The following is a 3,893-nucleotide window of genomic DNA, read 5'->3' as shown; positions in this document are numbered from 1 at the left end:
CGCGGCCCTTTCGCGACGCAAGGCCGCTCCTACAGGTCAAGCCAGGCTTGTATTCAGAACGTCGCCTTGACCTGCAAGCCGAACACCAGCGCGTTGTCGATGTCCTTCCCGGAAAACGCTCCCGGCTCGATGATGTACTGCACATCCGGCCGCAAGTTCAGCCACGCGGTGGCCTGGTAGCCATAGCTCAGCTCGACCAGCTGCTCGGCGCTGTCGAGGTTCGGGAAGGGCTGCCCGGCATCGACGGCCGCATCTTCCAGCACAGCGCGGCTACGCGGGTTCGGTACCGCGCGGCCATACCCCAGCGCGACGGTATCCCGTGGCCGGCCTGCGAACGGCTTGTACAGCACCACCCCCGCGCCATACCACCTGGTGAATGGTGAGGCGGCCTTGCTCGACGCCGAGTACTGGCCGAAGGCATGCAGGCTGCGTCCGGGCGATGCCGGGTCGTTCCACACGGCCTGGTCGACCAGCAGGTAATGCCCGCCGCGACCGGCAACTTCTTCGCTGCTGCCGATGCGCTTCACGTTCGAGCTGTCGTAGTAGTAACCGAGCTTGTACTCGCCCGGCAGCTCGCCGCGCCGCTTGTACACCAGCTCAACCGGGACCACGGTGCCGGTGGTGTGCTTGGGCCCCAGATGCCAGGCGCGGCTGGCGTTGCCGTTGCTCTCGGGATCGACGTTGAACGCCGCCAGCCGCAGTTGCCAGTCAGGCGCCAGGTCGTATTTCACCCGCAGGCCGAGATGGGCGTTGGGGTAGTTGCTCCAGCCGCTGCCGCCGGACATGTTCAACGGGTGGCCGCAGAAACCGGCGTTCATGAAGTTGCACAGGATGCCGCTGTCCAACCCGCCGAGGTCGTTGCCCATGGCCATGTAGCCGAGCTTGAGATTCAGCGCGGGCGACAGGTTGCGCTCGTAGCTGAGCTCGGTCAGGCGGGTGTAGAGACCGCCATAGTTTTCCTGGATCGGCAGGCGGTTGCCTACCAGGTCTTCCGAGGCGCTGTTGCCGCGCCGATCGTTGATGGTCAGCTGGACCTTGCCACCGTTGTCCAGGCCGTACAGCTTCGACAGGTCGAACTGCACGCCCAGCTTGAGGTTCTGCGAGTAGCGGGCCGAGCGGTGCAGGCCGCCATGGGCGTTGTAGGCGGTCTCGCCGCTGTAGTCGCCGGTGAAGGTGATGCCGTCTGCCTCGAGCTGTTGGCGCAGGCCGCCCCAGTCGCCGGTCAGGGTGTTGTCGGCGAGGGTAACGGTGCTTGTGAGCGTCAGAAGGAGTGGAGTGAAGCGAAAAGCGCGGGGCATTGCGGTATCTCGGGTTGTCTGTAAGGGCCCTTTCGCGGGCAAGCCCGCTCCCACAGGATGTTCTCCTGTGGGAGCGGGTTTACCCGCGAAGAGGGCGACGCGGTTCAGGGCAGGGCGTACGCCATCACGTAGTCGCCACGGTCGGTCGACTGGCGCGCGCCGCCGGCGGTGATTACCACATACTGCTTGCCGGTCTTCGGCGACACATAGGTCATTGGGCCGCCCTGGCTGCCGACCGGCAGGCGGGCCTTCCAGATCTCGTTGCCGTTGCCGCTGTCGTAGGCGCGCAGGTAGAAGTCCTGGGTACCGGCGATGAACACCAGGCCGCCCTGGGTGGACAGCGTGCCGCCGAGGGTCGGCAGGCCGATCTTGATCGGCAGGTGCATGCGGATGCCCAGGGGACCTGTGTCCTCGACGGTGCCGACCGGCACCTGCCAGGCGACCTGCCGGGTCTTCATGCCGATGGCGGTGAGGGTGCCGAATGGCGGTGCCTGGCAGGGGATGCCGGCCACCGACAGGAAGCGGTTCTTGTTCACCGCGTACGGCGTGCCCTTGAGCGGTACCGCGCCCATGCCGGTGTTCAGCGCCTCGCCGCCGCCCGCCGCCGCGCCCTTGTTCTGCGACGGGATCATCTGGATCCACAGGCCCAGGCGCATGTCGTTGACGAAGATGAAGCCATGCACCGGGTCGGTGGAAATGCTGCCCCAGTTCATGCCGCCCAGCGAGCCCGGGAAGCTCAGCGACAGATCGCTGCCGGGCGCGGTGTAGAGGCCGTCGTAGCGCATCTTCTTGAAGTCGATGCGGCACAGCAGCTGGTCGTACGGGGTGGCGCCCCACATGTCCGACTCGGTCAGGGTCTGCGCGCCGATCTGCGGCATGCCTACCGACTTTGGCTGGGTCGGCGAGTACGGCTCGTTGGGGATGTTGCCCGGTTTGACCGGTACTTCATCGACCTGGGTCAGCGGCTTGCCGGTGGCGCGGTCGAGCACGTAGATCTGCCCGGCCTTGGTGCCGATCACCAGCGCGGGCACGCTGTTGCCGTCATCCTTGGTGAAGTCGATCAGGCTCGGCTGCATCGGCAGGTCGAAGTCCCAGAGGTCGTTGTGCACGGTCTGGTACACCCACTTTTCGTTGCCGGTGGTGGCGTCCAGGGCCAGCACCGAGGCGCCGTAGGTGTGATCCAGCTCGCTGCGTTCGACACCGTAGATGTCGGTGGACGAGGAGCCCATTGGCAGGAACAGGGCGTTCATCGCCGGGTCGTACGACATCGGCGCCCAGCTGTTGGGCGTGCTGCGCACGTAGGTCCGGTCGCCTTGCGGGGCGCCGCGCTCGTCCGGGTTGCCCGGGTCGAAGGCCCAGCGCTGGGCCCCGGTGATCACATCGAAGCCACGGATCACGCCGCCGGGCATGTCGGTCTGCACGTTGTCGGCAACACGGCCGCCGACCACCACGGTGGTGCCGGCCATCAGCGGTGCGGAGGACAGCTGGTAGTACGAGTCCGGCACGTTGCCCAGGCCGGCCTTGAGGTCGACCTGGCCGTTGTCGCCGAAGCCTTCGCAGAACGCGCCGGTGTCGGCATCGACCGCGATCAGGCGGGCGTCGATGGTGTTGGTCAGCAGGCGGCGCTGGCAGTTGGCGCCGGCCGGCACGGTGGCCATGGTGATCGGCGAGCTGTTCGGCTGGGTCGGCTGGGCGATCGGCGCGCTGGCGTCGAAATAGGCCAGGCCACGGCAGCGCTGCCAGACCTTGGACTGCGCGTTGATGGCGTTCTTCCACAGTTCCTTGCCGGTGTCGGCGTCGAGGGCGATCAGGTTGTTGTGCGGGGTGCAGATGAACACCTTGTCACCCACCTGCAGCGGGGTGAGCTGGTCCTCGGCACCGTTGCCGTCACTGATGGCAACGTCGCCGGTGTGGTAGGTCCAGGCCACCTTGAGCTGGTCGACGTTGCCTCGGTTGATCTGGTCCAGCGCGGCGAAGCGGCTGCCGCCCTCGCTGTTGCCGTAGTGGGCCCAGTCCTTCTGTTGCTGGCCGGGCTCCACTGGCCTCAGCCCCGGGCCCTTGCCGGTGGGCGCGACGCTGGGATGGGCGACGAACATGTTGCCGGCGGCGATCACCAGCGCCACGGCCAGCAGGCCGGCGACGCCATAGGCGCCATGCGCAGGGCGCCGGACCAGTTGCGGATAGACCAGCGCCACCACCAGGCCGATGGCGGCGAACATGAACAGTCGAGAGAACAGCGGCCAGAACACCAGCCCGGCGTCGGCCACGGCCCAGACGGCGGTGCCGGCGAGAAACATTGCGTACAGCCAGGCACCGGCCGGCTTGCGGCGGGCGATGAGCACACCGGCGATGGCCATGGCCAGGCCGCCGAGCAGGAAGTACCAGGAACCGCCCAGGCCGGCCAGCTTGACGCCGCCGGCGGCGAGGAGCAAGCCGAGCAGGGCGATGACGACGCCCAGGCCGACCAGGATGAAGGTTGAGGCGCCAGTGGCGCGGGGTGAGTCTTTCATGCCAGGGATCTCGCAGGTGGAATGCGAGAAGTTTAAGCCCTTAGCAAGCTAATTAACAAGTTAGTACATTTTGCGTCGAGCAAAA

Annotated in this window: 2 protein-coding genes; both read right to left on the bottom strand. The window is 66.8% G+C overall.

Going from position 1 to position 3,893, the window contains the following annotated elements; all coding sequences use genetic code 11:
* Window positions 1–53: 53 nt before the first annotated feature.
* Window positions 54–1,298 (bottom strand): carbohydrate porin, encoded by a 1,245-nt coding sequence (locus N5D48_RS25880; protein ID WP_279888962.1) that lies wholly within the window; start codon window positions 1,296–1,298, stop codon window positions 54–56.
* A gap of 104 nt (window positions 1,299–1,402) precedes the next feature.
* Entirely contained in the window at window positions 1,403–3,808 is a 2,406-nt protein-coding gene (locus N5D48_RS25875; protein WP_279888961.1) for a glucose/quinate/shikimate family membrane-bound PQQ-dependent dehydrogenase, read from the bottom strand.
* Window positions 3,809–3,893 lie beyond the last annotated feature (85 nt).

Source organism: Pseudomonas sp. GD03858 (genome assembly GCF_029840925.1).
Taxonomy (GTDB): Bacteria; Pseudomonadota; Gammaproteobacteria; order Pseudomonadales; family Pseudomonadaceae; genus Aquipseudomonas.
This window is presented reverse-complemented; position numbering and strand designations above follow the sequence as displayed.

What these genes read in the sequence shown, in the direction of transcription:
- N5D48_RS25880 (WP_279888962.1), bottom strand. Translation starts at nt 1,298, where the DNA reads ATGCCCCGCGCTTTTCGCTTCACTCCACTCCTTCTGACGCTCACAAGC.
- N5D48_RS25875 (WP_279888961.1), bottom strand. Translation starts at nt 3,808, where the DNA reads ATGAAAGACTCACCCCGCGCCACTGGCGCCTCAACCTTCATCCTGGTC.